This window comes from Candidatus Macondimonas diazotrophica, from assembly GCF_004684205.1.
GTDB classification, from domain to species: Bacteria; Pseudomonadota; Gammaproteobacteria; order UBA5335; family UBA5335; genus Macondimonas; species Macondimonas diazotrophica.
Genome location: NZ_SRIO01000003.1, coordinates 59,317 through 84,069, shown reverse-complemented (window position 1 = coordinate 84,069; position 24,753 = coordinate 59,317). Strand labels below are relative to the sequence as shown.

Here is a 24,753-nt window from a genome sequence, read left to right as displayed (position 1 = left end):
CCCGGTCTAGAGTCGATCGGGGTAGGTGGTGACCTTCACCGTCTTCTTCAGCGCCTCGAGATAGAGCGCCAAGACCTGATCACCGCGCACCTCCGAAACCCGCTTGCGCATCTTATCCAGTGTGGCTTGGTCGACTGCCCGGGCATCGCCATCCTTGACCTCACGCACCAGGATCAAGAGACGATCATCGTTCGGCAAAATCACCCGCTCATAACTCAGCTGCCCGTCCTCCGGTGGAGCCAGAGCGAAGGCTTTGGTCGTGACTTCGACCGGAAGATTCTTCCCGCCTTGCCGGTCAATCCAACCGATTTCACGGTAGTTCCCTTTGATTTCGGCTGCGGCCTCCGCAGGTGAACTCCCTTCAGATAATGCCTGTTCCGCCTGTTGAATTTTCTGATCTGCCAGCTTGATGGCTTCGGCCTTCAAATAGGCTTCACGAACCTGAGCGTGGATTTCCTTCAACGGAGGTACCCGGCTCGGCTGATGATCCTCCAGGCGAACAACCACCATAGAATCCTCATCCAATTGGATGAGCGCGCTGTTCAGCCCATCCTTGAACACCTCTTCTGAGAAGCTGGCCTCGCGAAACCGAGGCGAGTTGGCTGGCGCGTCACCCACATCACGGGTGAACCAGTCCGTCGTCTTGATGGGCGAATTGGCCAGCTTAGCCACCGGATCGAGGGACGATGGCTGCTCGAAATTGACGGTTTCGATCGTTTCGATCAGCTCGTTCCAACGTGCACTCAGCTGCTCGTTGCGATATTCCTCAAGCAGTTTGCCACGTAGCTGTTCGAAGGACTCCTGCTTTCCGGCCTCAACCGAATCGATCCAGAGCAGGTGATACCCATCCGGGCTCTTGATGGGACCAACGGGCTCTTTCGGCTCCGCCATGTATGCCGCCTGGTCAAGAGTCGTCGGCAGCATGCCGGGCTCAACCCAACCCAGATCCCCACCCTTCGAAGCGCTGCCGGAATCCTCGGACTTCTCCCGAGCGAGCGTTGCGAACGACTCAGGCGATTCCTTCAACCGCTGGGCTAGCGCCTGAGCCGTTGACTCGTCTTTCACCTGAATGTGGCGAACACGACGCCGCTCAGGGGTGCCAAAGCGATTTTTCTCTCGCTGATACAGCTCGCGCAGCGCTGTTTCATTCGGCTGGATCTGCTCGGCCAATGCTTCGCGCTCTACCCGCACATAGTTGACGCGAACGCGATCCGGGGTTTCGAACAAGGCCGTATTCTGTTGGTAGAACGCTTCAAGCGCAGCGTCCGTCACCGTCACCTGCGACGTGAGGGAGGCCAGCGTGACACCCATCACCGCGATGTCCCGCTGCTGCTCGGTTAACTCTACTACACCTTCCAGCTCTTTCGGGGTCACAAAGGCCGTATTGCGGACCCCCGCCCTGACTTGTTCAGTCAGCAAAGACCCGCGAAGCTCGTTTTCAAACGCCGCAGGCGAATATCCCCGGGCCTGCAGCCATTGCTGATAGACCGATGGCGAAAACTCACCGTTTTCCTGAAAGGTGGGCAGTTGGTTGATTGCCTCGGCCAACTGGGCATCAGTAATCACCATCCGCTGCTGAATCAAGTGCTGGCGCAGGGACGCATCGGCAATCATGGCATCCAGTACCTTGCGCTTGAATGCGGCCTCATCGACCATTTCGGGCCGAAACGCATCGCCATAAAGGGACTGAACCTGACGATATTGCTGCTGATAGAAGCGACTGAATTCATCGGCCGTGATCGTGCGCGCACCGACCTTCGCCACCGCATTGCCTGTCGGGCCAGTGAAATACGAATTGATTCCCCATAACGCAAAAGTGAGCGCGATAAAACCCAGCAGCAGGAAGCTCAACAGGCCTTTGGAGCGCTCGCGAATGAACTGCATCATCAGTGGCATCCCTCAGCTTTTCTAGTTAAGGAGTATAAGACCGGGAGAAACGACAGGCGTTCTTGTGGGGAAGACGTTCACCGAACCTCGAAAGACCGGGAAGTATGGAACCTGGAGTTGACAAAAAAAAGGGCGCTTGTTGGCGCCCTTCACAATATGGCGGAGTGGACGGGACTCGAACCCGCGACCCCCGGCGTGACAGGCCGGTATTCTAACCGACTGAACTACCACTCCTGAAACTTTTCCCGGCTGGTGGGTGCTGAGGGACTTGAACCCCCGACCCTCGCCTTGTAAGGGCGACGCTCTACCAACTGAGCTAAGCACCCTGGAAAGCTGGCTAGTTTATAGCATCCTTAAGCGTTTTACCAGCCTTGAAGGCAGGAGATTTGCTGGCCTTGATCGAAATCGTTTCGCCGGTTTGCGGATTACGGCCCGTGCGGGCTGCACGCTCTCGCGTCCCAAAGGTCCCAAAGCCCACAAGCGAGACCTGTTCCCCCTCTTTAAGGGCGTCCGTCACGACATCGACGAACGCATCCAAGGCCCGTGTCGCCTCTGCCTTGCTCAGATCAGCCTTGGCGGCGATCTCCTGAATTAACTGAGTTTTATTCATACCGCATAATTCTCCTAGATTTCTTGACCCTGCCGCATCCAAGCGCAATGCGGGAATTCAGTCGGTTCCTACCCGGATGGAAAAAGGCTTACCCGAATCAGGCCATGCTGTCGAACTGAGAGCGTTCTTTATAGCAATCCCTGAAAATCCGTGTCAATCGCGGTGCTTTGGGCTGCTCAGCTCAATTTTGAGCACCGATCCCTTTTTTTGACCTCGAAATCCAAGAATTTGCAAAATTCCCACCGTTCAATGAGACCGCAGCGCAGACTCTCCACTTCCGGTTTCCTTCATCGGGACGATACCCCCCACCCCGGTCTCCTCCGGCATGGGCAAACGGGACAATGCCCGCTCAAGCACCTCGTCGATCCAGCGCACCGGAACGATCTCGAGATCCGATTTCACGTTTTCAGGGATTTCAATCAAGTCCTTGGCATTCTCGTGAGGGATCAACACGGTCTTGATGCCGCCGCGATGAGCGGCAATCAGCTTTTCCTTCAATCCACCAATGGCCAGGACTTCACCCCGCAAGGTGATCTCGCCCGTCATGGCGACCGAGGAACGCACGGGAATACTCGTCAGCGAAGAGACCAACGCGGTGACCATCCCGATGCCTGCACTCGGACCATCCTTCGGAATGGCACCTTCCGGCATATGCAGGTGAATATCCTTTTTCTGATGAAACTCGGCATCAATCCCCAGAGAGGCTGCCCGCGAACGCACAACCGTCAACGCTGCCTGAATCGACTCCTGCATCACTTCACCCAGAGAGCCCGTATGGATCAACTTGCCCTTGCCGGGAACCACCGCTGACTCAATAGTGAGCAATTCGCCGCCGACCTCGGTCCAGGCCAGTCCCGTGACGCGACCGATTGCATCATCCTGCTCTGCAAGTTCGTGGCGATAGCGGGTTACCCCAAGGAAATCAACCAGATTCGCCGAAGTAACTTCCACACCTTTCAGGCTCGAATCGAGCGCCAGACGCTTAACCACCTTGCGGCAAATCTTGGCGATTTCCCGTTCCAGGTTACGAACACCGGCCTCGCGCGTGTAGTGCTGGATGACATGGCGCAGCGCCTCTTCACTCAGACTCAACTCCGCCTCGGACAGGCCATGCTTTTCCCGTTGGCGCGGCACAATGTGCTGCTGGGCAATATGCAGCTTCTCATCCTCGATATACCCCGCCAGTCGAATCACCTCCATCCGGTCCAGCAGCGCAGCCGGAATGTTGAGCGTATTGGCGGTGGCCACGAACATCACATCGGACAGATCGAAATCGACCTCCAGATAATGGTCGTTGAAGGCGTGGTTCTGTTCAGGATCAAGCACCTCAAGCAAGGCAGAGGCCGGATCCCCGCGAAAATCCATCGCCATCTTGTCCACTTCGTCCAGAAGAAACAACGGATTACGGCTTTCCACCTTGGAAAGGTTCTGCAGAATCTTCCCCGGCATGGAGCCGATGTATGTGCGGCGGTGGCCTCGAATTTCGGCCTCATCGCGCACCCCACCCAACGCCATGCGGGTAAACTTCCGGTTGGTCGCGCGCGCGATACTCCGTCCCAGCGAGGTTTTCCCGACACCCGGCGGCCCGACCAGGCACAGAATTGGACCCTTCAGCTTGCGAACGCGCTTTTGCACGGCAAGATACTCGATGATCCGTTCCTTCACCTTTTCAAGGCCATAGTGATCCTCGTCCAGCACCCGCTCGGCACGAGACAGATCGGAACGCACGCGCGTTTTCTTGCTCCATGGCGCGGAGATCAACGCATCGAGATAATTGCGTACAACGCCCGCCTCTGCAGACATGGGGGACATCATGCGCAACTTGGCCAGTTCGGACTCAGCCTTTTGCTGCGCATCAGCAGACATTCCGGCCTGCTCGATCCGGCGTGCCAGCTCATCCATCTCGTTCCCGGGCGCATCCTCAAGCTCGCCGATTTCGCGCTGAATCGCCTTCATCTGCTCGTTGAGGTAATACTCGCGCTGGCTCTTTTCCATCTGTGCCTTCACGCGCCCACGGATGCGTTTCTCGATCTGCAGCAGATCAATCTCCGTCTCGATCAGTGCCATGACCCGTTCCAGCCGTCGGGCCACGTCCTGCAACTCGAGTACTTCCTGTTTCTGTTCGACTTTGAGCGACATGTGCGCCACGATGGTATCGGCAAGACGGCCGGCATCGTCGATCGCCGCCAAAGTTGTCAGGACCTCGGGGGGAATCTTTTTATTGAGTTTGACGAACTGATCACACAGATTGAGTACTGACCGGACCAACACCTCAAGTTCTCGGCTCTTCTCATAACCCATGTTGGCAACGGCACGATACTGGCCGTTCAGATACCCCTCCGCAGCCACATCGACATGCTCCAGCTGGGCCCGTCGCAAGCCCTCGACCAGTACCTTGACCGTGCCGTCCGGCAACTTCAGTAACTGCAAAATGGTGGCTTCGGCGCCCAGTTCGTAAAGATCTTCCCGAGCCGGATCATCCTTTTCCGCGCTGGTCTGCGCGACCAGAAGGACCTTTCGATCCCCCTCCATGGCCGCCTCGAGCGCTCGAATGGACTTTTCCCGCCCGACAAACAGCGGAATCACCATATGGGGATAGACCACCACGTCCCTGAGGGGCAGTAGCGGTGCCGTAAACTGGGGGCCTTCCGCCACAAGCGGCAGGGAATCTTCTGGCTTCATGCGTCATCACCTCACAGGGCCGCGCCCGGCACCACGGTACCGAAACAGCGAGCCATCGATGATTTCCGGATGGAAATCTGCACAATCGATATGGGGATGATCCTGAGCGGATTCAAGCCATCCCCGTCTATGCCTCATTCCACCGCGGCGGCCTGTTGGGAAGGCAGGTCGGGATTTTCGTTGCGATACAGGATGTAGGGCTTCGACTCACCCAGAATCGTCCCCACATCGACGACGACCTTGCGAACGTTGCTCATGGACGGCAATTCGTACATCACATCCAGCAATGCCGTTTCGAGAATCGTCCGCAATCCTCGGGCCCCAGTCCGTCGTTCCATGGCCTTGCGGGAAGCCGCGCGCAACGCCTCGTCGGTAAATTCGAGCTCGCATCCTTCCATTTCAAACAGCCGGCGATACTGCCGCGAAAGCGCATTTTTGGGCTCGACGAGAATCCGCATCAGTGCCGCCTCATCAAGCTCCTCAAGCGTGGCAACGACCGGCAGACGACCCACAAATTCGGGAATCAGGCCGTACTTGACGAGGTCATCAGGTTCCACACCGCTGAGCAAATGCCCTATTTCACGGTCCGAATCAGGGCGTTTGATATCCGCCGAAAACCCGATCCCACCGGTTTGGGTGCGGCGCGCAATCACTTTATCCAGACCAGCGAAAGCACCGCCAACGATGAACAGGATGTTGCGAGTGTCGACTTGCAGGAACTCCTGCTGCGGATGTTTACGACCGCCCTGCGGCGGAACAGACGCCATCGTGCCCTCGATCAGCTTCAAGAGCGCCTGCTGAACACCTTCCCCCGAAACATCCCGAGTAATGGACGGGTTATCCGACTTCCGGGAAATCTTGTCGATTTCATCGATGTAAACGATGCCGGTCTGAGCCTTCTCGACGTCGTACTCGCACTTCTGCAACAGCTTCTGGATGATGTTCTCCACATCCTCACCGACATAACCCGCTTCAGTCAGTGTCGTTGCATCAGCAATGGTGAATGGCACATTGAGAATCCGGGCCAGGGTTTCGGCCAACAGGGTTTTCCCCGAACCGGTCGGTCCGATCAAGAGGATATTGCTCTTGGACAATTCGACCTGATCCTTGCCGCCCCCCTTGACCTGGATTCGCTTGTAATGGTTGTAAACGGCAACCGCGAGGATTTTCTTGGCCGATTCCTGACCGATCACATATTCGTCCAGAACCTTCTTGATTTCCATCGGCTTAGGCAGCCGATTGCGGTCAGATTCAGCCTTATCCTGCAGTTCCTCGCGAATGATGTCATTGCACAGCTCGACACATTCATCGCAGACGAAGACCGATGGCCCGGCAATCAACTTGCGGACCTCATGCTGACTTTTCCCGCAAAAAGAGCAGTACAACAACTTGCCGCTCTCATTGCCTTTGCCGCGCGTGTCTTCGCTCATGTCAGAACCTCACCGTAAACCACTTGGCCATCATGGTTTTGCACCAATCGTGCCACAAATATAAATCTGCCCAAGCCCGCCTTATGCTTCGTCCTGCGGATTGTCGCGGTTGGTCAAAATAGCATCCACAAGGCCATAGGCCATGGCCTGCTCAGCGCTCATGAACCGGTCGCGATCGGTGTCCTGTGCAATCTGGGAAAGATCCTGACCGGTATGCCGGGCCAGGATGGCATTGAGTCGATCTCGAATGAGCAGGATTTCGCGGGCATGGATTTCGAAATCCGTAGCCTGTCCCTGAAATCCGCCGAGGGGTTGATGGATCATCATGCGCGAGTGCGGCAGGCAATAGCGCTTGCCTTTGGCTCCCGCCGCGAGCAGCACAGCGCCCATGCTGGCCGCCTGCCCGACGCAGATCGTGCTGACCGCCGGCTTGATGAACTGCATCGTGTCGTAGATCGCTAACCCGGCGGTCACCGACCCACCCGGCGAATTGATGTACAGGTGGATGTCCTTGTCCGGATTCTCCGATTCCAGAAACAGGAGTTGGGCGACAATCAGGTTCGCCATGTGGTCTTCAACCTGCCCCACAACGAAGATCAGCCGTTCTTTCAGCAAGCGCGAAAAGATGTCGAAGGCACGCTCCCCGCGCGGAGTCTGCTCCACCACCATCGGGACGAGGTTCGCCTGCGGGGACAACATGCTTTCGGAATGGGGCGAGGGCATCACATTTCCTCTCCTGCCGCGCTGTTGGCGCGGGACATCAACTCCTCGAAAGATGTGGCCACGTCAACCACATCCACTTTTTCCAGCAGGAGATCGACAACCTGATCTTCCAGGACGATCCCCTGGATGCGCTGCATCACTTCGCGGTTTCCGCGATAGGCTTGCGCCAACGCATCCGGCTGTTCATGGTTGGCAACCAGAGACTCGATCACACTATCGACCCGCGAGGGGTCAGGCTGAATCGCTTCCTGCTTGATCAACTCACCAACGATCAGACCCAGCGCCACGCGCCGCTGCGCACGATCGGCAAAGATTTCCCGGGGCAGCTGGTTACTTTGCTGCGTCTGTAGCCCCATGCGCTGCGCCATTTCCGACGCAAGACGGTCGACTTCCTGCTCAAGCAGCGCGCTCGGCACCGGAATGTCATGCAGCGACAGGAGAAGATCCATGACCTTTTCCTTGATCTGCGCGCGGACAGCCTGCTCGGCTTGCGCCTCGAGGCGCTCGCGAATGCGCTCTCGCAAAGTCGCAATCCCACCTTCTGTGACACCGGCCTGAAGCGCCAGTTCGTCGGTCAGTTCCGGCAGATGCTTTTCAGCCACCTCATGGACGGTGACCTTGAACACCGCCGTCTTGCCGGCCACCTCAGCGGATGGATAGTCCTCGGGGAAGGTCAGATCGATATCCAGAGTCTGCCCCGACGTCGCACCCAGCAAAGCGTTCTCGAAATCCGCCAGCAACCGTCCTGCCCCAAGCTCGATCTCAACGCTCTCGCCACGGTTTCCCGAGAACGCCTCGCCGTCGATGGTGCCCTCGAAATCCATCTTGATCCGGTCGCCCGACTGCGCCGGCCGCTCGACCGCATGGAAATGCGCCTGTTGTTCACGAATCTGACCCAGCACACGCTCGACGTCTTCCTCGCCAATCGTCACCTGGGGGCGCTCGAGCTTGTGTGACTCGACGGAGACCAATTCGATCTGAGGATAGACTTCCACCACAGCCGTATAGGCCAGATCAGCGCCGGGCGCCAAGGATTCAGCCTCGATCTGCGGCGACCCCGCGGGCTGCAGCCCCTGTTCCTGGATTGCGTTGGCATAGGACGTCCGCAGCACCTCCTCCACTACTTCCTGGCGCACCTGGTCGCCGTACTGGCGGCGGATCACCGAAATTGGGGCTTTTCCGGGACGAAAACCCTTGATCTTGGCACGCGGGCCCAACGAGCGCAGCCGATCCTCCACTTGACGATCCACTTCCTGGGCCGGAACCTGCACCCGGATCCGCCGTTCCAGGGCCCCGGTCACCTCTACTGCGCTCTGCATTCGTTCTTTCTCCAACGACAAATTCATTCATTGCAGGCTCGCCCACGAGCATGCATCCAAATCGCGTACCACCTGACCTGGTGCGAAAGGAGAGACTCGAACTCTCACGGGGCCAGCCCACTGGAACCTAAATCCAGCGCGTCTACCAATTCCGCCACTTTCGCTTCGACAAGGTCAACCTGCGCACACGGCGGCGATCCGCCGACATGCCTTCTGCGAGTATACATCAACCCCAAAAGCCACTAGGGGAACGGCGAAGCGATCCGGCGGCTGGAGGCCGCACCGCACGCGCTCTTGGGGAACCATTCTCGCGTAAAGCGTTTAGAATACGGCACCTTTCCAGAATCTTCAGAGTAATACGCCGCTCATGACTTCCTTCACCCCTTATACCGCGGTCGCCGGCGGCTTGCTGATCGGCGTCAGCGCCCTGATGCTCCTCCTGGCGATCGGCCGCATTGCCGGAATCACCGGCATCGTCTTCGGATTACTCCCCAGCCGACCCGGCGAACAGGGCTGGCGCTGGGCTTTCCTCGGCGGCTTGCTGCTCGGCACCCTGCTGATGCGCCCCATGGAACGCTTGGCATTCGAACCCCGCCAAGGCTTTCCTCTGCTGGCATTGCTGACAGCCGGTTATCTGGTGGGCTACGGCACCCGGATGGGCAATGGCTGCACCAGTGGACACGGCGTCTGCGGGCTGGGGCGGCGCTCCCCACGTTCGCTGGCCGCGACCATGACCTTTATGACTGTGGCCATGCTGACAGTGTTCACGCTGCGCCACGCTTTGAACATCCTGCCATGAGAGCGCTTGCAGCGGCATTCGTCGCGGGGCTTCTGTTCGGCATCGGCCTGTTCATGGCGCAGATGGTCAATCCGCACAAAGTCATCGCGTTTCTCAATGTGCGCAGCGACTGGGATCCGAGTCTCGCCCTCGTGATGGGCAGCGCGGTGCTGGTAACGGCCGTCGGCTTCCCCTTGGTATTCCGGCGGAGAAGCCCACTATGGGCGTCCACGTTCAGCCTTCCCGATTATCACGACATCGACCGCCGGCTGCTGGGTGGCGCCGCGCTGTTCGGCATCGGCTGGGGCATCGCTGGATACTGCCCGGGACCCGCGGTGGCGGCATTGCTGATCAATCCGGCCGAAGCCATTCCGTTTGTCGCCGCGATGCTGCTTGGCGCCTGGATGCAGTCACGCCGGACCCCTGGCTGAGCCGTCCACCAAGGTGGCAAACACGACATATCGCTCCGAGTTGTCGGATTGTCGACACGCCCATCAAGGCGACATCGACGCGTCATCCAGCCCGGCGATGTAGGTCTCGACCGCCACACCACGCAGTACCTGGGCCGCTGACCAGGCGACAGCCGCGCCGGCCCGGGCCTGCGTCAGACGCGCCTCCGATTCCAGAAGATCACGCTGCTGGCGCAGGAAATCCTCCAGAGACACCAGACCGACCCGCTGCAGTTCGGCCTGAACGTCGACCACCTCTCGGCGCGCCGTGGTTTCGACTGACAAGGCCTCGGCGTCGGCGCGGGCGCTTTCATAGGCCGACTGCAGCGCCGTCCAGTCTTCCTGCACTTGGCGATGCACCGCCTGCCGCGCATGCATCGCCGCTTCGGCCTGGGCCCGAGCCACGTCGACACGTTTCCAGCTCGCCGGGTCGATCGGTATCGTCATCCGCGCAGATACGCTCCAAGCGTCCGGGTCTGCGTTACCGCTGTCGAATTGCAGATACTCGCCGCGCGCGGCCAGTGCCGGCCACAAAGACCGGCGCAGCGCCTGCACCTGGGCGGCAGCCGAGTCCGCCTGCGCACCAGCCAGACCAATCGGCAACAGATTGCCCACCGGCTCGTCTCCCCACAGCGGGATGTCGATCGCATTCGTGGCTGGCAGCAGACGGCGCCCAATGGCTTCCTCCAGCACAGCCTGTTGCGTGGCGACCTGACCATCGAGGCGCACTTCATCCGATCGCAGACGAGCCAGCTCGGCCTGCGCCAGACGCAGCTGCGCAGTGGATGCCTGCTCGGTCTGAACCTGCGCCTGCACCCGCTCGACGGTCTGACCCACGCGTTCGCGCTGGACCGCGAGGACCTCGCGCTGGCTGAGCAGGGCCTGCAAGCGCACATAGGCCGAGGTTGCCGCATGCAGCTTCATCAAGGCCACCTGCCGTTCGGCCAACCGCGCCGCCGCCAGATCCGATTCGCCGGCCTGACGCGCCGCACCGATCGCCCCGGCCCAATCGACCGGAACACTGTAGGAAACCCCATAGGTCATCAGATCCCGCGCGAACGGGGGTCGCGCGAAGGCCTGCGGCGACAGCACCCCGACGAAGCGCTGATCCTCGTAGCGCGCAGCTTCGGCCATGACACCGCCCGAGCCCAGATAGCGCCGGGTCGCGGCCGAAACCTGCGCCTTTGCGGCCACGACCCGACTGGACGCCGCGGCCAGCGCCGGATGGGTCTGGGTCTCTCGCAGCATTGCGGCAAGCTCTCCCGCCCACACCGGGCTGACAAAAAATACCGCGACCCACAAGCTGGCATATCGCCGGCGCATGCGTTGTTTCCGCTTGTGCCGCCCCATGAGGGACAGCGCTCGGGCCGGCGTCCCGGGCGTAATGCGTTCCGCCGCGGGCGACACGGCAACCTCGATGGAGGTTGCGGGGGCGTGTGGCCCGCTGATCCATCTCCCGGCCTCCGGGTGACCGATCCGGCTCATGGCGCGACCACCATCTGCTCAAGCTGTTGCAGGTTGAGCAAGCCGGCTTGCTGGCGCACCAGCTGGCCGGCGCGAAACAAGGCGAAGTTCGGAATGCTGCGCACCCGGTATTGAGCCGCCAGCTCCGGCTGCTGCTCGGTGTTCACCTTCACGACCAGTGCCCGGCCCGCCAACGCTGCAGCGGCCTTGGCCACCTCTGGAGCGGCCATCATGCAGGGGCCGCACCACGGCGCCCAGAAATCGACCAGCACCGGCACCCGGGCGGATTCGACCACGGTGCGGAACTGGGCGTCATCGACCTCCAGCGGTTCGGCCAGTGCCGGCAGGGGCTGCCGACACGCGCCACATTGCCCGCGATCGGCCAGATGACGTTCCGGAACACGGTTTTTGGCGCCACAGTGCGGGCAGATGCGAATCATGCTCAATCTCCTCCCCGGGATGCAGGCCAGTGAACGAAAAATGCGCCCCGCAGATCACCGGCGGCATATCCCCGAGCCTGATCGTCCGGATAGTGTCGGGCCAGCGCCTGTTCGACTTGCGGGTCAACCGTGGCGCCGTGGCAGTTCAGGCAGATCGGTTGGGTCACGATGGCCTTGAGATAGCGGGCCTGGCCATCCCGCATGACCTCGAAGGACTCAGGTGGACGTTCGACGCCGGCACGTATCGCCTGATCGAATCGCTCCAAAACCGCACGCGCATCCGCATCCGGTTGATTGGCCGGGTTGCGCACCCTGAGCGCCGTGCGCCCGACCCGCGCCCCGGTTTCTGCAGACAGACGCGCGGCGATCGCCGGCGCTTCGCGCTGGCAGACAGCGATGGCCGCAACCGGCCCGCCGGCTGTCAGTGCCTGCTTGAGCCGCTGACCAAGGGTTTCCTGGAATCGCTCGACGATCTCGGCAGACTGCACACGGCGCGCATCCTCGGTTGCTGCAGTTGCGGCGACCGGAACCATGAGCCCGAGCAGGAACAGCACCATGGATTTCATACCAATCACCCTTTCAGACGCACGATCCCCAGCACCTTCAGCACATATTTCTCGAAGATGGGTTCGGAGTTGCCGGTTTTCATCTTGCGCAGGAAATACTTTTCAAAGGCAACTTTCGCCCAGTGCACCCACTTGCCCTGCTTCGCCCAGGTGACATTGCGCGGTGGAATCTGCGGCAGGGCCACGAACGCCACGCCATCGTCACCGAGATCGGCCAGACAGATCGCGTTCCAGGTGGCCTTATGGCCGGGTTCCCGCCCTTCGATGGTGTCCTTGATGTTGTGCACGATGGCCGTGACCATCGATTCGATCATGTATCCGGTCTTGGGTGCACCCGTCGGTACCGGCGTCGCTTCAACCGGTGGAATGGCCACGCAGACACCGGCCGAATAGATGTTCGGATAGGTCGGGTTGCGCTGATACGCATCAATCAACACGAAGCCGCGGGGATTGCACAGCCCCGGAACCGTCGCCACGGCATCAACACCCTTGAACGCGGGAATGAACATCGTATAGACGGAAGGCAGCTCGTGCGCCCGAATCGGCTCACCGCGCTCATCGTGTTCCGTAACCTTGACGTGATCCGCCTCCACAGCGTCAACCTTGGCGTTGGTGATCCACTTGATGTGGCGCTGACGCAGCTCGGACTCCAGCAGGCCCTTGGAGTCGCCGACGCCACCCAATCCCATGTGTCCAATGTAGGGCTCGCTGGTAACGAAGGTCATCGGCACCCGGTCCCGCATGCGGCGGCGACGCAAATCCGCATCGAGAATCATGGCGAACTCATAGGCGGGTCCGAAACAGCTGGCACCCTGTACCGCGCCCACCACGACCGGGCCGGGATTCCGCAGAAACGCCTCGTAAGCCGCGCCGGCCTGCTCTGCGTGGGGCGTGGTGCACACGCTGTGCGTATGCCCGGACGGCCCCAGTCCGGGAATTTCATCGAAGGCCAACTGCGGGCCTGTGGTGATCACGAGATAGTCGTAATCGACTGTCTGCCCGTCGGCCAGAGTCAGCTGGTTCGCCTGCGGATCCAGCGCAGTCACGGCCTGGGCGATGAAACCGATGCCCTTTTTCTCGACGACCGGGCGAATGGGCACCAGAACCTGCTCCGGCTTGCGCCAGCCCACGGTCACCCAAGGATTGCTGGGCGTGAACTGGAAATGCTCGGCGGCATTGATCAAGGTCACCGCATGCCCGGCACCCAATGCATTGCGCAACTCGTAGGCGGCAGGCATTCCACCAAGCCCTGCTCCGATCACGACCACATGTGCCATTGGAGTCTCCTCTGATCCACTGAGCGGGGATTTGCATCCGCCGGTGAACTTCATTATATTTTTCGAAACTTATTTAGCAATACCTAATTTAGGTTTAAATCATGAATAGCTGGCCGACCGACGTGACCCTGCCTTCAGCCGCCGAAATGAGCACGCATGCCCATACGGCCGCAGATCTGTTGAAGGCACTGGCCAACCCCCATCGCCTGCAGATTCTTTGCGCCCTGGCCGAGGGCGAGCTGTCTGTCGGGGCGCTGAACGCGCGGATCCCACTGTCGCAGTCCGCGCTATCCCAGCATCTGGCGGTCTTGCGCAAGGACGATCTGGTCGCCACCCGGCGCGAATCACAGACGATTTTCTATCGTGTCATGCCCGGACCAGCCCTCGACTTGATCCAGGTCTTGCATGCGCATTTTTGCGCGCCCTCATCATGATCAAAACTGAATCCCAGCCTGAGGCGCAGGCACACGTTCCGGCTGATTGGGTTTTCACGCCGCTTGCCACAAGGAGATCGTCATGACCCACACCGACTCCAACATCGATCGCTGGGTGCTGCGCGTCGCCGGTGGCATGGTGCTGCTGTCGCTCATCCTGTCACAGCTGCACAGCGGATACTGGCTGTGGCTGACGGCCTTTGTCGGGGCCAATCTTCTGCAATCCTCCTTCAGCGGTTTTTGCCCGCTGGCCGTGATTCTGAAACGCCTTGGCGTCCAGCCCGGCGCAGCCTTTTCCTTCTCAGGTCAAACCGACTGAGCACGCACTGCCACCCATCGCATCGAGAGACTGCCATGCCGACCGTCATGCGTTTTGGCCCGTTGCTGATCACACTGACCTTGCTGTCCGGTGCGACGATGACCGCACCCGCTGCTGCCGATCAGCCCGCACCGCTGAGCACCGTTGTCGCCGAAAGCGCCTCGGTCGCCCGCGAAGCGGCCTTCGATGGCACGCTGGAAGCCATCGAACAGTCCACCGTCGCCGCCCAGACCCGCGGTCGGGTGACGGAAATTCTCTATGACATCGGAGATCATGTAGAGAAGAACGCCGTCATCGTGCGCCTCACCGGAACCGAGCAGCGCGCGCAAACAGTCGCTGCCAAAGCAGTCTTGGCCGAAGCCCGGACCCGACTGGCCGAAGTGCAGCTCACTTATGCGCGGATCAAGGCGGTCTATGACAAGAAGCTGATCGCCAAGGCCGATTACGACAAGGCGGCGGCGGACCTCAGCGCCGCCCGCGCTCGGGTCGATGCCGCCCGGGCCGCGCTCGATCAGGCGCGCGAGGATCTCGGCTACACCGTAGTGCGCGCGCCCTATCCCGGCATTGTCGTGGCCCGGCTCGTGCAGATCGGTGAAACCGTAGCGCCGGGCAAGCCCCTGATGACCGGCGTTTCGCTGGAGCGTCTGCGCGCCGTGGTGGCGATCCCCCAGCAACATGTCGGCCCGCTGCGCAAGCATCGAAAGGCACGCATCATCCTCCCTGACGGCCGTTCGCTGCCTGCCGAGTCGATTCGTTTTCCGCCGACGGCCGATCCGCTGACCCACACCTTTCAGGTCCGTGTCGATCTGCCCAGCGGCGATTACGGCGCTTTTCCGGGCACGCTGGTCAAGATCGCGTTCGTCAGCGGAGAAGACAATCGGCTGCTCATCCCGGAAACCGCACTGCTGCGTCGCGGCGAGCTGACCGGTGCCTATGTGGTGGACGAGCAGGGCCGGATCGAGCTGCGCTATCTGCGCGTTGGAACGCCAACCGCCGAGGATCGGGTGCCGGTGCTGGCGGGACTCGATGCCGGTGAACGGATTGCGACCGACCCGATCGCCGCAGCCATCGCCTACAAGCAGACTGATCGGCGCGAGGAAACCCGATGAACGGTCCTGAGCCGGTGCGACTGGGGATTTCGGGACGCATTGCCCAAGCGTTCCTGCAATCGGAAATCACACCGCTACTGGCGCTGACCGGCCTCCTGCTCGGTCTGTTCGCGGTGTTGATCACTCCCCGCGAAGAAGAGCCGCAGATCGACGTCACCTTCGCCAACGTCTTCATTCCCTATCCCGGCGCTGCGGCGGCCGAGGTGGAATCACTGGTCGCCACGCCGGCCGAACAGATCATCTCGGAAATCCAGGGCGTCGAGCACATCTATTCGGCCTCGACCCCCGGGATGGCGGCGCTGACCGTCCAATTCAAGGTAGGCGAACCGCGCACCGAGGCCATCGTCCGCCTCTACAACGCGTTTTACTCCAATCAGGACTGGCTGCCGCCCAAGGCCGGGGTCGGCCAGCCGCTGATCAAACCCAAAGGCATCGACGATGTCCCGATCGCCGCCGGAACGCTCTGGAGCGAGAACCCCGACATCACCGCGGCCGACCTGCTGCGCATCGCTCGCACCGTGGAAACCGAAATCCAGCGCGTACCGGGCACTCGCGACATTGACATCATCGGCGGACCGGAACGGGTGGTTCGCGTGGCCTTCGATCCGACCCGCCTGGCCGGCTACAACCTATCGCTGGACGATCTGCGGCGGGCGCTGGCCGCCACCAATGCTTCCAGCGACGCCGGCAGCTTGGTCGACGGCAACAACGAAGTCCTGGTCCAGGCCGGCACTTTCCTGACCACGCCCGAGGAAGTGGCCAATCTCATCGTCGGTGTTCACGACGGGGCGCCGGTCTTCCTGCGTGAGGTGGCCCGGATCGAGGAAGGCCCCGATCAGCCCGTTCAATATGTGACCTACGGCATCGGGCCGGGCCATGGAGATGCCGCTGCCACCGGCCGACGCTACCCGGCCGTCACCCTCGCCGTGTCCAAAAAGCCGGGCGAAAACGCGGTCGACGTGGCCCGGGCGGTAACCGACCGCTTCGAGCAGATGCGCGGCATCTACTTCCCCCAGGGCGTCCACGCGACCATTACCCGAAACTACGGCGAAACCGCGCAGGAAAAAGCGCAGACGCTGATCAAGAAGCTGATCTTCGCCACGGTCTCGGTGGTGCTGCTGGTGCTGCTGGCCCTGGGCCGGCGGGAGGCGCTCGTGGTGGGGGCGGCGGTCATCGTCACCCTGGCCCTGACCCTGTTCGCCTCCTGGGCCTGGGGGTTCACCCTGAATCGGGTGTCGCTGTTCGCGCTGATCTTCTCCATCGGCATTCTGGTCGACGATGCCATCGTGGTGGTGGAAAACATTCACCGGCACATGGCCATGGGCCAACAATCCCTGACCGCGGCGATTCCGGCAGCCGTGGACGAGGTCGGCGGCCCGACCATCCTGGCGACCTTCACCGTCATCGCCGCGCTGATGCCGATGGCCTTCGTGAGTGGCCTGATGGGCCCCTACATGCAGCCGATTCCGATCAATGCCTCGACCGGCATGATGATCTCGCTGGCCGTGGCCTTCATCTTCACCCCCTGGCTGTATCGCCGCCTGTTTCTCAAGGCCGCTCCGGCCCATGCGACGACTGAACCGGGGGATGATTTCCTGCATCGGACGTTCCGGCGCGTGATGACGCCCTTTCTGGGCGGTGCCCAGGGGGGGCGCAATCGCTGGACGCTGATTGCGGCCATGCTCCTGCTCATCGGCCTGTCTTTCGCGCTGGTCGGTATGCGTGCCGTGGTCATGAAGATGCTGCCGCTGGACAACAAGAGCGAATTCCAGGTGGTGCTCGACATGCCCGAGGGCACGCCGGTGGAACAGACCCATCGCGTGCTGCAAGCCTTGGCCGACCATCTGGAAACCGTGCCCGAGGTCACCAACTACCAGCTCTATGCCGGCAGCTCCGCGCCGATCAACTTCAACGGACTGGTGCGCCAGTATTACCTGCGGCGTGCGCCCCATCAGGGAGACATTCAGGTCAATCTGCTGGACAAGCATCACCGCGACCGCAGCTCGCACGCCATCGCCCTGGCGGTGCGGCCGCCGCTGGCCGAGATCGGCCGGCGCTTCGGCGCCAATGTGAAGGTGGTCGAGGTGCCGCCCGGCCCGCCGGTGATGGCGCCACTGGTGGCCGAAATCTATGGTCCCGACTACCCGCGGCAGATGGCCGTCGCCCAGACTGTCCGACAGGTCTTCGAAGCCACACCGGACGTGGTGGACGTAGATGACAGCATCGAGGCACCGCAGAGGAAACTGGTCGTCGCGGTGGACCGCGCGCGCGCCGCACGCCTCGGCATTTCCCAGCAGACCGTGGCCGCCGCCGTCGCTGCCGCGCTGCGCGGGGAGGACATGTCCTATCTGCATGACGAACAGGCCAAACATCCGGTCCCGATCCGCGTCGAACTGCCATCCGGGGCGCAGGACCGGGCCGATGTGCTGGCCAGCCTGCGGTTGCGCTCGGCCTCCGGGACCCTGGTGCCGCTGTCCGAGATCGCCACAGTCCGGCACACCACGCGCGAGCAGACCATCCATCACAAGGATCTGTTGCCGGTGGTCTATGTCACGGGCGATGTGACCGGTGCCACCGACAGCCCGCTGTATGGCTTGGCGGCGATTGCCGCGACACTCGGTGAAACGCCCATCGAAGGCGCGCCGCTCATTCAGTATCTGACCCACCAGCCAGACGAACCCTATCTCTGGAGCCTGAAATGGGACGGCGAATGGCAGGTGACCTACGAGACCTTCCGCGACATGGGCATCGCCTACCTGGGCGGACTGGTGCTGATCTATCTGCTGGTGGTGGCGCAGTTCCGGTCCTATGCGGTACCAATGCTGATCATGGTGCCGATCCCGCTGACCCTGATCGGCATCCTTCCGGGCCATGCGCTGCTCGGCCAGCACTTCACCGCGCCCTCCATGATCGGCATGATGGCCCTGGCCGGGATCATCGTGCGCAACTCCATCCTGCTGGTGGATTTCATCCAGCAGGAGGTCGGGGCCGGAAAACCGCTAGCCGAGGCCACCATCGCCGCCGCTGCCGTGCGCGCCAAACCGATCGCTCTCACCGCGCTGGCGGCGATGATGGGCGGATTCTTCATCCTCGACGACCCCATCTTCGGCGGTCTTGCGGTCTCGCTGATCTTTGGCCTCTTCGTCTCCACCCTGCTGACCCTGATCGTCATCCCGGTGCTTTACTACCACTACCAGTGGCGCCGGGCATGACCGGACGCGATCCTTGGCCGTGACCCGGCAGCCCCCCCGCCATCGCTGAACCGCTCCGGTCTCGCACAAGACGGGACCGGGCACCGCAGGGGGCCTGCCCAGTCGCAAGCACCGCTTGCCCAGACCTGCCCAACTACTGTAAATTTTTACAGTATGAACAGCCCCACTCCCCGCCAGCAGCAGATTCTCGACCTGATCGGTCGGGCCATCGAGCAGGACGGCGCGCCGCCCACCTTGGCCGAACTCGCGCGCGAACTGGGATTCGCCTCAGTCAATGCGGTTCGTGATCAGTTGCGCGCCCTGCAGCGCAAGGGGCATCTGGAGCTGACACCGCGCGCAGCGCGCGGCATCCGGCTGAAGTCCCCGCCCCGGCTCGGATTGCCGATTGTCGGACGGGTTGCAGCCGGTCAGCCCATCCTGGCCGAGGAGCATGTCGAAAAGCAGGCACCGATCGATCCGAGCTGGTTCAAAGGCAAGGCCGACTACCTGCTGCGCGTGCAGGGCATGAGTATGCGCGATGCCGGTATTCTGGATGGCGATCTCGTGGCCGTGCAGCGCAGCGCCGAGACCTGGAATGGCCGTATCGTGGTCGCGCGATGGGGCGGGGAGGCCACCGTCAAACGTCTCCGCCTGCGGGACGAAATCGCCCATCTGGAGCCCGCCAACCCCGACTACCCCATCCTGACCGTCGATCTCTCGCGGGAAGAGCTGGTCATCGAGGGTGTCGTGGTCGGGGTCATCCGAACCACCATCGATTAGCCATGGACCGCCTGGAGCGACTGCTGGCCGACTGCCCGACGCTCTTTCGGGGCGGGCGGACGTCCACCCCGGCTTCGGCGTTCCGCCCGACAGGCCATCCTGAGCTGGACGCCCTGCTGCCGGGGGGTGGATGGCCCATGGGACGGCTGATCGAAATCCAGACGCCCACGCCGGGACTGGCTGAGATTCGCCTGCTGCTGCCCGCGCTGCGCCAAATACAGGCAGAAGGGCGCTGGATCATCTGGGCCGCGCCGCCCTATCGCCCCTACACACCCGGGTTGACTCAGGCTGGCCTGGATCTGTCCCGCATCCTTTGCGTCGATCCTGTCGTGCCGGCTGATCTGTGGTGGTGCCTCGAAAAACTCCTGCGCCACCCCGCCTGCGGGATCGTCATGACCTGGCCGGCCCACTGCGACGCCACAATCCTGCGGCGTCTGCAACTGGCAGTCGAGGCCGGTGGCGGACTGGGTATCCTGTTCCTGCGGCAGACAATGGCCCATTCGCCCGCGGCGGTGCGACTGGAATTGGCGTACCGGGCCGATGCGCTGTGGGTACATGTAAACAAGGCGCGCGGCAGCTGGAAACAGGGCTGCATCCAGCTGGGCCGGGCCGATGCCCCGGCACGATCCTGAGTAGATGACCGATGTCGAACATCGCCCTTGCTGCCCCGTTCTCCGACCCCGACATACCGCCCGCCGCGCCGCTCGCCCGGCAGGAGCTGTGGCTGTGCATCCACCTCCCCGAACTGGCGCTGCAGGGCCTGTCATGGCCACCGGGAATCGCCGGCGCCGTGATCCACACGCAGGGCGGCCAATCCGTCGTTCATGCCGCAAACCATGATGCGGCAGGTCACGGCGTTCTCCCCGGGATGTCTCTGCCCGCCGCCTGTGCCCTCTGCCCCTCACTGCAGGTACAGGCCCGGGATCACCGGGCCGAGATGCGCTGGCGGCGACGAGTGGCACGGCATTGCCTGCGCTTCAGCGATTGGGTCAGCCTCGATCGGCCGGATGCCGTGCTGCTGGAGGTGGGTGGTAGCCTGCGTCTGTTCGGCGGATCGGAATCCCTGATCTCACAGATGCGCCAGAGGCTCGCCCAGCTGGGCGTTCACGGCCGCATCGCCCTTGCACCAGCGCCCTTGGCGGCCTGGATGCTGGCGCGATCGGGACAGGAAACCACTGTCCTGGAACCCACAGCCTTGCGTTCGGCGCTTGGCTCGCTCCCGCTGTCCGCCTTGCCAGTCGCGCCCAAAACCCTGCAGCGATTGTCTCCGCTCGGTGTCCGGACGTTACGGGATCTCTGGCGATTGCCTCGGGATGGGCTGGCGCGCCGCCATGGCCGTCCGCTGGTGAATGTACTGGATGAGGCCCTTGGCGCCTCACCCGCCCTGTTGAGCCGCTACCAACAGCCACCCCGGTTTCGGCGCCGCGTCGAACTGGGCCTGGAAACCGATGGGCTTGACGGGTTGACGCCGATCCTGGCGTCCCTGATGGGCGAGTTGGGTCGTTTTCTGACCCAGCGAGCCGCCGCGACGACTCGCATACGCCTCCGGCTGTTCCACCCCCGCCAGCGGGTTTCGGCGGTGACCCTGCAGCTCTCCGAACCCACCCAGGACAGCCGCTACAGCACGCAACTGCTGAACGAAAAGCTGGCCCGCAATCCTTTGCCCGCCCCTGTGGTGGCCCTGGAACTGGCCAGTTTCGATCTGCACCCGCATCACCCTATTGCCCCGGATCTTTTCCAGACGCATGCCGAACATGAACGCAGCTGGTCGCAATTGCTCGACGAAGTGCGCAATCAGCTGGGTGCGCACGCCCTGAATTTCCTCTCGCTCGGCGATGATCACCGCCCGGAACAGGCCGGCCAGGCCCATGCCAACCCCGGGCACAATCCACTACCCGCCGCGCCGCGCCCCCTGTGGCTGTTGCCCGAACCTGTGCCGACATCGGCCGTGCACTGGCGCGTGATCGCCGCGGCCGAACGCATCGAGAGCGGTTGGTGGGATCCGCAAGCAGTCTGCCGCGACTATTACCAGGCACTGGATCACGAGGGTCGCCTGCTGTGGGTCTTCCGCGATTTGCGCCGGGGTCACTGGTCGGTGCACGGCGTATTCGGCTGATGACCGGGGCCGGCCTGTTGATCCAGCTGGATGCGCTGGAGGGATGACGGGGGCATGTCACACGCACGCTTTGCCGAACTGCATTGTGTTTCCAGTTTCACGTTTCTGCGGGGCGCCTCGCACCCCGAGGAACTGGTGGCACGAGCCGCCCAACTGGGCTATCGCGCGCTGGCACTGACTGATGAATGCTCGGTGGCGGGGGTCGTGCGTGCACACCGGGCCACCCGGGACCATCCCCTTCACCTCATTATCGGCAGTGAATTCACCTTGGCCGACGGTTTGAAGCTGGTGCTGCTCTGCCCAGATCGCGCGGCTTACGCCGGCCTGTGCGGCTTGATCACCCGAGCACGACAACAGGCCGGCAAAGGCGACTACCGGCTCGATCGGACAGATCTGGCCAACGCGGCCTTGGCCGAATGCCTGTGCATCTGGCTGCCCGGCGAGTCCTGCCCTGCGTCCGACGGTCGCTTCCTGCAGACACTGTTCGCGCAGCGGCTGTGGATCGGCGCGAGCCGCTTCATGGAGGGCCGCGACCGGGAGCGTCTGTGCGCCCTGCGGCATCTGGGTGAAACCCTGGGCCTGCCGATCGTCGCCTGCAACGACGTGCACATGCATCGCCGCTCTCGCAAGCCCCTGCAGGACGTGCTGACCGCCATCCGCCTCAAGATCCCGCTGCAGATGCTCGGCACCCGGCTGCAGCCCAATGCCGAACGCCATCTGCGCTCCGAGCAGCGGTTGGCGACGCTCTACCCCGCTGCATGGCTGGAAGAATCGGTGAGGATTGCCGAACGTTGCCGGTTCTCCCTGGACGAGCTGCAGTACGAATACCCGGCCGAGCTGGTGCCCGCAGGGCAGACCCCCACGTCCTGGCTACGCGAATTGACCGAATCCGGCGCGCACCAGCGGTGGCCGGCGGGGGTGCCCGCCAAGATTCAGGCACTGGTGGACCAGGAACTGGCTTTGATCGCCGAGATGCGCTACGAGCCGTTTTTCCTGACCGTGCAGGACCTCGTTCGCCATGCCCGAAGTCTCGGCATTCTGTGCCAGGGACGGGGTTCTGCCGCCAATTCGGCCGTGTGCTATTGCCTGGGCATCACCGAAGTCGACCCCAACCGCATGGATCTGCTGTTCGGCCGGTTCATTTCCCGCGAGCGCAACGAACCACCGGACATCGATGTCGACTTCGAACACGAACGGCGCGAGGAAATCATCCAGTACATCTATGCCAAATACGGTCGCCATCGGGCAGCGCTGGCGGCAAGCGTGATCACCTATCAAACCCGCAGCGCCATCCGCGATGTCGGCAAGGCCTTGGGCATGGACCTGCCCGAGGTCGAACGGCTGACGCGCACGGTAGACCGGCTGGACGGCTATCGGCTCAATCCCGCGCAGTTGCGGGCGAACGGCTATGATCCTGGCGGCCGGGTGCTGCGTCAGCTCTCGGCGCTCGTCAATACCCTGGTCGGCTTTCCGCGACACCTTTCGCAACACGTCGGCGGCTTCGTCATCGCGGCTGAGCAATTGTCGCGACTGGTGCCGGTCGAGAACGCCGCCATGGCCGGGCGCACCGTGATCCAGTGGGACAAGGACGACCTGGAATCCCTGGGCCTACTGAAGGTCGATGTCCTGGCCCTGGGCATGCTGACCGCGATCCGCAAGACCCTGGCCTATGTCTCGGCCTACAGCCCTCGCCCGATCGCGCTGGTCGATGTGCCCGCCGAGGACCCGGCGGTTTACGATATGCTCTCGGCCGGTGACAGCGTGGGCGTGTTCCAGGTCGAATCGCGGGCCCAGATGAGCATGCTGCCACGCCTTAAGCCCCGCAATTACTACGATCTGGTCGTCCAGATCGCGATCGTGCGTCCCGGGCCGATCCAGGGGCAGATGGTCCATCCCTATCTGGCACGCCGGGCCGGCCGCGAGCCGGTGTCCTATCCCAGCGCTGCCGTTCGCAAAGTGCTCGATCGCACGCTGGGCGTGCCCATTTTCCAGGAACAGGTCATGCAGCTGGCCATGGTGGCGGCAGGTTTCAGTGCCGGCGAGGCAGACCAGCTGCGCCGCGCCATGGGCGCCTGGCACGCCAAGGGCCGTCTGGAACAGTTCGAGCAGCGCCTGTTGAACGGCATGACCCTGCGTGGTTACCGCGAGACGTTCGCCCGCCAGATCATCCAGCAGATCCGGGGCTTCGGTGAATACGGATTTCCGGAGAGCCATTCGGCCAGTTTTGCCTTGTTGGCCTATGTGTCGGCCTGGCTCAAACGCCATCATCCCGCGGCTTTTTGCGCCGGGCTGCTCAACGCCCAGCCGATGGGCTTCTACGCACCGGCACAGCTGGTGCGCGATGCCCGCCAGCATGGCGTAACGATCCGTCCCATCGATGCCGACATCAGTCAATGGGACGCCACCGTCGAGGGACCGGAGCGGGCGCTGCGCCTAGGGCTGCGTCTGGTGAAGGGCCTGCCCCGCGAAGCCGCCGACCGCCTGATCCACGCGCGCCGCGTCCGCCCGTATCGCGACCTGAACGATCTGGCACGTCGGGCGCGCTTGTCCCGGCGCGATCTCGAATCGCTCGCCGCCGCCGATGCCCTGCGGGGCCTGACGGGCCATCGCCATGAGGCCTACTGGCAGACGAACGGCATCGAGGCTGCAACACCCCTGTTCGAGGATCTCCGTATCGCGGAAGCCGAGCCGCTGCTACGCACGCCCAGCGAAGGCGAATCGATCGTGGCGGACCATGCCGCCAGCGGGCTGAGCCTGCGCCGGCACCCCATCGCCCTGCTGCGAGCACGACTGGAACGCGCAGGCGCGTGCCCGCTCGCGGAGGCCTGGGACGTCCCGGCGGGGAACACGCTCCGCGTGGCCGGCCTGGTGATCTGTCGCCAACAACCCGGAACAGCCAAGGGTGTCACCTTCGTGACCCTGGAAGACGAAACCGGCCAGCTCAACCTCATCGTCTGGCGCCAGCTTGCCGAACGGCAGCGATCCACCCTGCTGCGATCCACCCTGCTGCTGGCCACCGGCACGGTGCAGCAACAGGACGGCGTACTGCACCTCGTAGCGAGCCACCTCCAGGATTTCAGCGCCTGGCTGGGGGGGCTCACCCATCGGGCGCGGGAATTCCATTGATACCGGTGCCGAGACCCTATCCCGATCCCCTGACTCGCCCGCATCAGCGATGC

Annotated in this window: 20 protein-coding genes and 3 tRNA genes; 10 read left to right on the top strand and 13 right to left on the bottom strand. The window is 62.6% G+C overall.

Annotation, left to right across the window (positions count from 1 at the left end):
• Positions 1 to 6: 6 nt before the first annotated feature.
• The 9 genes from E4680_RS03085 to E4680_RS03045 form a co-directional block, all read right to left on the bottom strand.
• Complete coding sequence (locus E4680_RS03085; protein WP_167792352.1) at positions 7 to 1,887, bottom strand: SurA N-terminal domain-containing protein; 1,881 nt, start codon at positions 1,885 to 1,887, stop codon at positions 7 to 9.
• A 157-nt stretch (positions 1,888 to 2,044) separates the two neighbouring features.
• Positions 2,045 to 2,121 (bottom strand) — tRNA-Asp (locus E4680_RS03080).
• Positions 2,122 to 2,137: 16 nt separating this feature from the next.
• Positions 2,138 to 2,213, bottom strand: a tRNA-Val gene (locus tag E4680_RS03075).
• Between the two features lie 11 nt (positions 2,214 to 2,224).
• Positions 2,225 to 2,497 carry an HU family DNA-binding protein gene (locus E4680_RS03070; protein ID WP_135280919.1) on the bottom strand — a complete coding sequence of 91 codons (273 nt, stop codon included), beginning with the start codon at positions 2,495 to 2,497 and terminating at the stop codon, positions 2,225 to 2,227.
• A gap of 246 nt (positions 2,498 to 2,743) precedes the next feature.
• The gene (lon, locus tag E4680_RS03065; protein WP_135280918.1) at positions 2,744 to 5,179 is read right to left on the bottom strand and encodes an endopeptidase La; all 2,436 of its coding nucleotides are present in this window, start codon (positions 5,177 to 5,179) and stop codon (positions 2,744 to 2,746) included.
• 134 nt (positions 5,180 to 5,313) lie between these two features.
• A complete protein-coding gene (clpX, locus tag E4680_RS03060; RefSeq protein ID WP_135280917.1) occupies positions 5,314 to 6,609 on the bottom strand; it encodes an ATP-dependent Clp protease ATP-binding subunit ClpX in 1,296 nt (431 codons plus the stop codon).
• A gap of 81 nt (positions 6,610 to 6,690) precedes the next feature.
• Entirely contained in the window at positions 6,691 to 7,308 is a 618-nt protein-coding gene (clpP, locus tag E4680_RS03055) for an ATP-dependent Clp endopeptidase proteolytic subunit ClpP (RefSeq protein ID WP_276605609.1), read from the bottom strand.
• A gap of 23 nt (positions 7,309 to 7,331) precedes the next feature.
• Complete coding sequence (gene tig / locus E4680_RS03050; RefSeq protein ID WP_167792351.1) at positions 7,332 to 8,651, bottom strand: trigger factor; 1,320 nt, start codon at positions 8,649 to 8,651, stop codon at positions 7,332 to 7,334.
• Between the two features lie 78 nt (positions 8,652 to 8,729).
• Positions 8,730 to 8,815, bottom strand: a tRNA-Leu gene (locus E4680_RS03045).
• A 203-nt stretch (positions 8,816 to 9,018) separates the two neighbouring features.
• Between E4680_RS03045 and E4680_RS03040 the strand changes: the two genes are divergently transcribed.
• Positions 9,019 to 9,450, top strand: coding sequence for a YeeE/YedE family protein (locus tag E4680_RS03040; RefSeq protein ID WP_135280914.1), 432 nt, complete (start codon positions 9,019 to 9,021; stop codon positions 9,448 to 9,450).
• Positions 9,447 to 9,860: a DUF6691 family protein gene (locus E4680_RS03035; protein ID WP_135280913.1), complete on the top strand. Its 414-nt coding sequence runs from the start codon at positions 9,447 to 9,449 to the stop codon at positions 9,858 to 9,860. Before E4680_RS03040 ends, E4680_RS03035 begins: the two co-directional genes overlap by 4 nt.
• Positions 9,861 to 9,923: 63 nt before the next feature.
• Here E4680_RS03035 and E4680_RS03030 read toward each other — a convergent pair whose 3' ends face one another.
• Genes E4680_RS03030 through E4680_RS03015 form a run of 4 tightly spaced genes read right to left on the bottom strand, consistent with a single transcriptional unit; the run spans position 9,924 to position 13,625 of the window.
• On the bottom strand, positions 9,924 to 11,363 hold the full coding sequence (locus E4680_RS03030; protein WP_135280912.1) for a TolC family protein: 1,440 nt from the start codon (positions 11,361 to 11,363) through the stop codon (positions 9,924 to 9,926).
• Positions 11,360 to 11,782 carry a thioredoxin gene (gene trxA, locus E4680_RS03025; protein WP_135280911.1) on the bottom strand — a complete coding sequence of 141 codons (423 nt, stop codon included), beginning with the start codon at positions 11,780 to 11,782 and terminating at the stop codon, positions 11,360 to 11,362. The genes E4680_RS03030 and trxA overlap by 4 nt, the downstream gene beginning before the upstream one ends.
• 2 nt (positions 11,783 to 11,784) lie before the next feature.
• Complete coding sequence (locus E4680_RS03020; protein ID WP_135280910.1) at positions 11,785 to 12,348, bottom strand: Tll0287-like domain-containing protein; 564 nt, start codon at positions 12,346 to 12,348, stop codon at positions 11,785 to 11,787.
• 5 nt (positions 12,349 to 12,353) lie between these two features.
• The gene (locus E4680_RS03015; RefSeq protein WP_135280909.1) at positions 12,354 to 13,625 is read right to left on the bottom strand and encodes an NAD(P)/FAD-dependent oxidoreductase; all 1,272 of its coding nucleotides are present in this window, start codon (positions 13,623 to 13,625) and stop codon (positions 12,354 to 12,356) included.
• A gap of 101 nt (positions 13,626 to 13,726) precedes the next feature.
• On the opposite strand from E4680_RS03015, the gene E4680_RS03010 reads away from it, so the two are divergent.
• From E4680_RS03010 to E4680_RS02975, 8 genes are all read left to right on the top strand, one after another.
• Positions 13,727 to 14,059: an ArsR/SmtB family transcription factor gene (locus tag E4680_RS03010; protein WP_240696096.1), complete on the top strand. Its 333-nt coding sequence runs from the start codon at positions 13,727 to 13,729 to the stop codon at positions 14,057 to 14,059.
• A gap of 82 nt (positions 14,060 to 14,141) precedes the next feature.
• Positions 14,142 to 14,378, top strand: a complete 237-nt coding sequence (locus tag E4680_RS03005) for a YgaP family membrane protein (protein ID WP_135280908.1) — start codon at positions 14,142 to 14,144, stop codon at positions 14,376 to 14,378.
• A gap of 35 nt (positions 14,379 to 14,413) precedes the next feature.
• The gene (locus tag E4680_RS03000; protein ID WP_205688728.1) at positions 14,414 to 15,487 is read left to right on the top strand and encodes an efflux RND transporter periplasmic adaptor subunit; all 1,074 of its coding nucleotides are present in this window, start codon (positions 14,414 to 14,416) and stop codon (positions 15,485 to 15,487) included.
• The gene (locus E4680_RS02995; RefSeq protein ID WP_135280907.1) at positions 15,484 to 18,699 is read left to right on the top strand and encodes an efflux RND transporter permease subunit; all 3,216 of its coding nucleotides are present in this window, start codon (positions 15,484 to 15,486) and stop codon (positions 18,697 to 18,699) included. The genes E4680_RS03000 and E4680_RS02995 overlap by 4 nt, the downstream gene beginning before the upstream one ends.
• 153 nt (positions 18,700 to 18,852) lie before the next feature.
• Positions 18,853 to 19,458, top strand: coding sequence for a transcriptional repressor LexA (gene lexA / locus E4680_RS02990; RefSeq protein ID WP_135280906.1), 606 nt, complete (start codon positions 18,853 to 18,855; stop codon positions 19,456 to 19,458).
• Positions 19,459 to 19,460: 2 nt separating this feature from the next.
• A complete protein-coding gene (gene imuA / locus E4680_RS02985; RefSeq protein WP_135280905.1) occupies positions 19,461 to 20,090 on the top strand; it encodes a translesion DNA synthesis-associated protein ImuA in 630 nt (209 codons plus the stop codon).
• An 11-nt stretch (positions 20,091 to 20,101) separates the two neighbouring features.
• Positions 20,102 to 21,574, top strand: a complete 1,473-nt coding sequence (locus E4680_RS02980) for a Y-family DNA polymerase (RefSeq protein ID WP_135280904.1) — start codon at positions 20,102 to 20,104, stop codon at positions 21,572 to 21,574.
• Positions 21,575 to 21,628: 54 nt separating this feature from the next.
• Complete coding sequence (locus E4680_RS02975) at positions 21,629 to 24,700, top strand: error-prone DNA polymerase (protein WP_135280903.1); 3,072 nt, start codon at positions 21,629 to 21,631, stop codon at positions 24,698 to 24,700.
• Positions 24,701 to 24,753: the final 53 nt, after the last annotated feature.

What these genes read in the sequence shown, in the direction of transcription:
- E4680_RS03040 (WP_135280914.1), top strand. Translation starts at nt 9,019, where the DNA reads ATGACTTCCTTCACCCCTTATACCGCGGTCGCCGGCGGCTTGCTGATC.
- E4680_RS03015 (WP_135280909.1), bottom strand. Translation starts at nt 13,625, where the DNA reads ATGGCACATGTGGTCGTGATCGGAGCAGGGCTTGGTGGAATGCCTGCC.
- E4680_RS02980 (WP_135280904.1), top strand. Translation starts at nt 20,102, where the DNA reads ATGTCGAACATCGCCCTTGCTGCCCCGTTCTCCGACCCCGACATACCG.
- clpX (WP_135280917.1), bottom strand. Translation starts at nt 6,609, where the DNA reads ATGAGCGAAGACACGCGCGGCAAAGGCAATGAGAGCGGCAAGTTGTTG.
- lon (WP_135280918.1), bottom strand. Translation starts at nt 5,179, where the DNA reads ATGAAGCCAGAAGATTCCCTGCCGCTTGTGGCGGAAGGCCCCCAGTTT.
- E4680_RS02995 (WP_135280907.1), top strand. Translation starts at nt 15,484, where the DNA reads ATGAACGGTCCTGAGCCGGTGCGACTGGGGATTTCGGGACGCATTGCC.
- E4680_RS03020 (WP_135280910.1), bottom strand. Translation starts at nt 12,348, where the DNA reads ATGAAATCCATGGTGCTGTTCCTGCTCGGGCTCATGGTTCCGGTCGCC.
- E4680_RS03030 (WP_135280912.1), bottom strand. Translation starts at nt 11,363, where the DNA reads ATGAGCCGGATCGGTCACCCGGAGGCCGGGAGATGGATCAGCGGGCCA.
- trxA (WP_135280911.1), bottom strand. Translation starts at nt 11,782, where the DNA reads ATGATTCGCATCTGCCCGCACTGTGGCGCCAAAAACCGTGTTCCGGAA.
- E4680_RS02975 (WP_135280903.1), top strand. Translation starts at nt 21,629, where the DNA reads ATGTCACACGCACGCTTTGCCGAACTGCATTGTGTTTCCAGTTTCACG.
- E4680_RS03085 (WP_167792352.1), bottom strand. Translation starts at nt 1,887, where the DNA reads ATGATGCAGTTCATTCGCGAGCGCTCCAAAGGCCTGTTGAGCTTCCTG.
- lexA (WP_135280906.1), top strand. Translation starts at nt 18,853, where the DNA reads ATGAACAGCCCCACTCCCCGCCAGCAGCAGATTCTCGACCTGATCGGT.
- imuA (WP_135280905.1), top strand. Translation starts at nt 19,461, where the DNA reads ATGGACCGCCTGGAGCGACTGCTGGCCGACTGCCCGACGCTCTTTCGG.
- E4680_RS03035 (WP_135280913.1), top strand. Translation starts at nt 9,447, where the DNA reads ATGAGAGCGCTTGCAGCGGCATTCGTCGCGGGGCTTCTGTTCGGCATC.
- E4680_RS03010 (WP_240696096.1), top strand. Translation starts at nt 13,727, where the DNA reads ATGAATAGCTGGCCGACCGACGTGACCCTGCCTTCAGCCGCCGAAATG.
- tig (WP_167792351.1), bottom strand. Translation starts at nt 8,651, where the DNA reads ATGCAGAGCGCAGTAGAGGTGACCGGGGCCCTGGAACGGCGGATCCGG.
- E4680_RS03070 (WP_135280919.1), bottom strand. Translation starts at nt 2,497, where the DNA reads ATGAATAAAACTCAGTTAATTCAGGAGATCGCCGCCAAGGCTGATCTG.
- E4680_RS03005 (WP_135280908.1), top strand. Translation starts at nt 14,142, where the DNA reads ATGACCCACACCGACTCCAACATCGATCGCTGGGTGCTGCGCGTCGCC.
- E4680_RS03000 (WP_205688728.1), top strand. Translation starts at nt 14,414, where the DNA reads ATGCCGACCGTCATGCGTTTTGGCCCGTTGCTGATCACACTGACCTTG.
- clpP (WP_276605609.1), bottom strand. Translation starts at nt 7,308, where the DNA reads ATGTTGTCCCCGCAGGCGAACCTCGTCCCGATGGTGGTGGAGCAGACT.